Below are 3,794 nucleotides of genomic sequence, written 5' to 3'. Positions count from 1 at the left end.
ATCCGCCAACAATGGCAGCCCATCCTGACCCTGGCAGGCCAAGCCATGCCGCAGTCCATGCCGCTGCTGGACGACGGCGATCGCCCGCAGGTCATCGAACTATGGGCCCAAACCTATCAGCACGCCCGCCCCCAGGAGCGCATCGGCCTGGCGGTTTTCTCTTACCTGCTCAACACCCACGAATACGCCCTGCAATTGCTGGCAGACAACGATTACCAGCAACGCATCAAAGCCGTTCGAATTCTGGGCTACATGCGCGACGAATCCGTCTGGCCGAAAATCAGTGAACTTGCGCGCGGCGACGACACCGAAATTTCCCTCACCGCGTTCGCCGCCATGACCAGCATCAACGAAGGCCGCGCCATCGAAGAATGCCTGGACTTAATCGCCTCACGCGAAAGCTGGCCGATTGAGCGACTGAAAGGGATTTTGGAAGAAGCGTTGGGGGAGGAGCTGGTGTAGATCGCCAATGGAATTACCCCGGAAATTTTGTACAAGGCACAAAAATCACACTTGGCACATCCAAACAACGGTTCTATCAATTCTGTTATCATCACACCTTGCGGAGCGAAAAAATAATCTGTTTTTCGCCTAACGTCCGCACCGATTACACTGTAAAAAAAGATGATTGAGTCGCCCTCGCTCCGCAACAAACCGGTCAACACTCCATCGTTTTTCTGAGCAAGAGGAAAAACCTTCCATGAATAATTTTCGGCGCTCTCTCTTTTTTCCCTTGCTAATCATCATTTCCGGATGCGCCGGCGGGCCACACAGTCTGTCGCATCAACACCAGCCAAGCGACAGCAAGATCCCACAACAGGCGATCACGTTTGCTGATTATCTAACTGCCACACACCAGCATATCGCTAGCCATAACGTGCTCCAGCGCAGTGAACAGCAAATACATGTCATCGCACCGTTTGAAATGAAAAGCAACGATTTCACAAACTGTCGACCTGACGAAAAGGTCGGCCTGCTGATGATCCACGGTCTGACCGACACCCCGTTCATGATGCGCGACCTGGCCCAATCCATTATCAACAACAATCGCTGCGTGTTGGCACGAAGCATTGTGCTTCCAGGCCATGCCACTGTACCCGGCGACCTGCTGGAAGTGCGTTACGAGGACTGGATAAATGCCACCCGCTATGGCGTGAAAAGCCTCGATGACACCGGCATCACTCAGCTATTTATTGCCGGCTTCTCAACTGGCGGGGCATTGGCACTGAATCACGCCATGCACACTCCATCTCATCAGAATCCAAAGATAAAAGGCTTGTTACTGTTTTCACCGGCCATTCACATCAACTCGCGTTTGGGTTTCATCACCAACTGGCACTATCTGGTCAGTTGGGCTGATCCCAAGAGAGCATGGCTCGATATTCTCGATGACAAGGACTTCGCCAAATACGAATCCTTTCCAAAAAATGCCGCCGACCAAATACATCTGCTGACGACACAAAATCTCAACCCGACAAATAGCAGACAAGTTGGCGTTCCAATTTTTGTCGTCGTCAGCAAGGATGACGATACGGTTCTCACAAACGCCACGCTTGATTTTTTTGAGCACCAAACCAACAACAAAAGTCAGCTGCTATTCTATCGCCGCGATGCCGACAATAACGATTGCCATTTCACTCCGGCCGCACGAGCCTGTACCCGCAGCAGCATCTATCCGGCAATGAATGTCATCAGTTTTTCACACACCGCCATTCCTGTAGCTAGATCCAATACCCACTACGGCCCTGAAGGCGACTACAAAAACTGCTACCACTATCTGTTGGACAAAAAAACCGTTGAGTACAAGCAGTGCATGTCGGACGACGCAACTCAGTTTGTCTGGGGAGAAAAAAGCCTGTACCCAAAACAAAGCGACAAACCTATTCGCAGAATTACGTTCAATCCGGACTTTGACTACATGACCCAGCTAATGAATCGCTTTATTCACAGCAATAGGTAGAAGAAAAATTTCTGCCACCCTAGCCACGGCAATTGAACAGCAACCGAAATCGCGATAAGTAGGGTATGCCTCGCTGGCGATTTCTCAAGTTTTTGTCGAAAAAATTTACAACGACTTGATCCTCATAAAATCAACAACATGTAATCACATTGAAAATAAAACAAAAAAATTTTTTGGCATAGGCAATGCCTACAGCGAACCACTAGCTCTCACTAGTCCATAGATATTTTTTCAGGAAGGAAAAAACATGAAAACTCTCAGTAGCTTCTTAGTGATTCCCATGTTGGCAATTGGTCTTTTCACCTCAACCCATGCCACAGCATCTTCAAATGTTGCCCAGGGCAAAACTGTCACCCTAACTGACGGAACTTTTTTCACCGGCGGCTGGGGCGGCGGTGCAGTAGTTGACCCGATGACCGTCGTGGACGGCGTGTTCCTACCCAAACAGACCCCATGGGATCAAGGAGCCGTGTGGTGGGATGATCACGATGGCGTCGCCAATCACATCGAAATTGATCTTGGCGGGACATTTGTCATTGAGAGTTTCGTTGTCCAGGCAGATGATAACGACGCCTACAATTTGGAATATCGCGATTTGATCTCAGGTGATTGGATACTGGCATGGGCTGTTCCCAACTACGATGATCGCGGTTGGGGTATGTTAACTCGTCCCGATGTCAACAACGACGCAACGGTTTACACTCTGGCATCCAGCATCACTACCGATGCATTGCGTATTAGCGGCAACATGGACAGTGGTGACCGCTACTTCTCCGTCTCTGAAGTCCAAGCTTACGGCTACGCCGCTGAAGTTCCTGCACCGGCAGCACTGATTCTATTTGCTGCGGGCCTTTTGGGGATGTCGCTCACCCGAAGAAAAGCTGCCTAAGCATTTGGCCAACAAAGCCCGCAATCGCGGGCTTTGTTGATTTTGGCAGCGCCAAATATTGCGTTATTTGATCTCATTCGCCGCCGGCAAATCAGCGAATACACTGCGATTCAGCCAGGAAAAAATATCCTTGGTCATCGCACTTGGACCAACCACTTTCAGATCACCGTTCTTTACTGCCTGGCGATAGGAGGCATCGCCCATCCACAGATCGATCATTGTCTTGATTGCACAGGTAAAATAAACATCCACTTCTTTTCCAGGATCTTTGACACAAACGTCGATTTCGTTATTTTTTGCAATCAACCACCAATCCGGCATATCGTTGATATCGGTGAATTTAAAGCGAATAACAGTTTCGTTACCAATCAGCTTGTCGAATTGAACGCTGCGCTGCAAATAGAGCAATAACAATTCCGGATCGTAGTCGTTATCGCTCATGTTATTTCTGGCCCAACGCATTCCCCAATCACCCAACAATTTCATCACTGGCAATAGTTCCTTGCATGCTTGCGTGGGAAAATATTCATATCCCATCTGTGCTGGAATTTTTTTCTTGGCCACCAGCCCGCTCTCAACCAGATAATTCAACCGCTTGGTCAGGATGGTCGGAGAAATAAGACTCAGTCCACGCTGCAATTCATTAAAACGGGTCGCCCCCATCAGCAACTCACGAATAATCAGGATGGTCCATTTTTCGCCAATGATCTCGGATGCCTTGGCAATGGGACAGAATTGGCCGTATTCCACGATTAACACCTGCTTTCGTTGGCAAAATTTGCGTTTATTGACACAACTGCGCTCATTGTAGCGAGTTACTACAGATTGTGTAGTTAGATTCTACAGTTCAGCAAGTATCTGTTTCAACGCCTTCCCCCCTAGACTTTTCCCTGTAGGCACCCCGTGCCCAACCAACCTTCCAACATTGAGGAAAAACCATGAATC

At 49.0% G+C, this 3,794-nt stretch carries 4 protein-coding genes; 3 read left to right on the top strand and 1 reads right to left on the bottom strand.

Translation table 11 applies throughout. The features are described from left to right. The 3 genes from OEW58_13875 to OEW58_13865 form a co-directional block, all read left to right on the top strand. The coding region (locus tag OEW58_13875; protein MDH5302434.1) for a HEAT repeat domain-containing protein at nucleotides 1-462 on the top strand (462 nt) is incomplete at its 5' end. A 238-nt stretch (nucleotides 463-700) separates the two neighbouring features. After that, complete coding sequence (locus tag OEW58_13870) at nucleotides 701-1,960, top strand: alpha/beta hydrolase (GenBank protein ID MDH5302433.1); 1,260 nt, start codon at nucleotides 701-703, stop codon at nucleotides 1,958-1,960. A 247-nt stretch (nucleotides 1,961-2,207) separates the two neighbouring features. Then, entirely contained in the window at nucleotides 2,208-2,849 is a 642-nt protein-coding gene (locus tag OEW58_13865) for a PEP-CTERM sorting domain-containing protein (protein MDH5302432.1), read from the top strand. A 63-nt stretch (nucleotides 2,850-2,912) separates the two neighbouring features. On the opposite strand, the gene OEW58_13860 is transcribed toward OEW58_13865, so the two are convergent. Next, nucleotides 2,913-3,599, bottom strand: coding sequence for a winged helix-turn-helix transcriptional regulator (locus OEW58_13860; protein ID MDH5302431.1), 687 nt, complete (start codon nucleotides 3,597-3,599; stop codon nucleotides 2,913-2,915). Between the last annotated feature and the right edge of the window lie 195 nt (nucleotides 3,600-3,794).

It is taken from the genome of Gammaproteobacteria bacterium (genome assembly GCA_029884425.1).
In the GTDB taxonomy this organism is placed as follows: Bacteria; Pseudomonadota; Gammaproteobacteria; order S012-40; family S012-40; genus JAOUHV01.
This window is presented reverse-complemented; position numbering and strand designations above follow the sequence as displayed.

What these genes read in the sequence shown, in the direction of transcription:
- OEW58_13870 (MDH5302433.1), top strand. Translation starts at nt 701, where the DNA reads ATGAATAATTTTCGGCGCTCTCTCTTTTTTCCCTTGCTAATCATCATT.
- OEW58_13865 (MDH5302432.1), top strand. Translation starts at nt 2,208, where the DNA reads ATGAAAACTCTCAGTAGCTTCTTAGTGATTCCCATGTTGGCAATTGGT.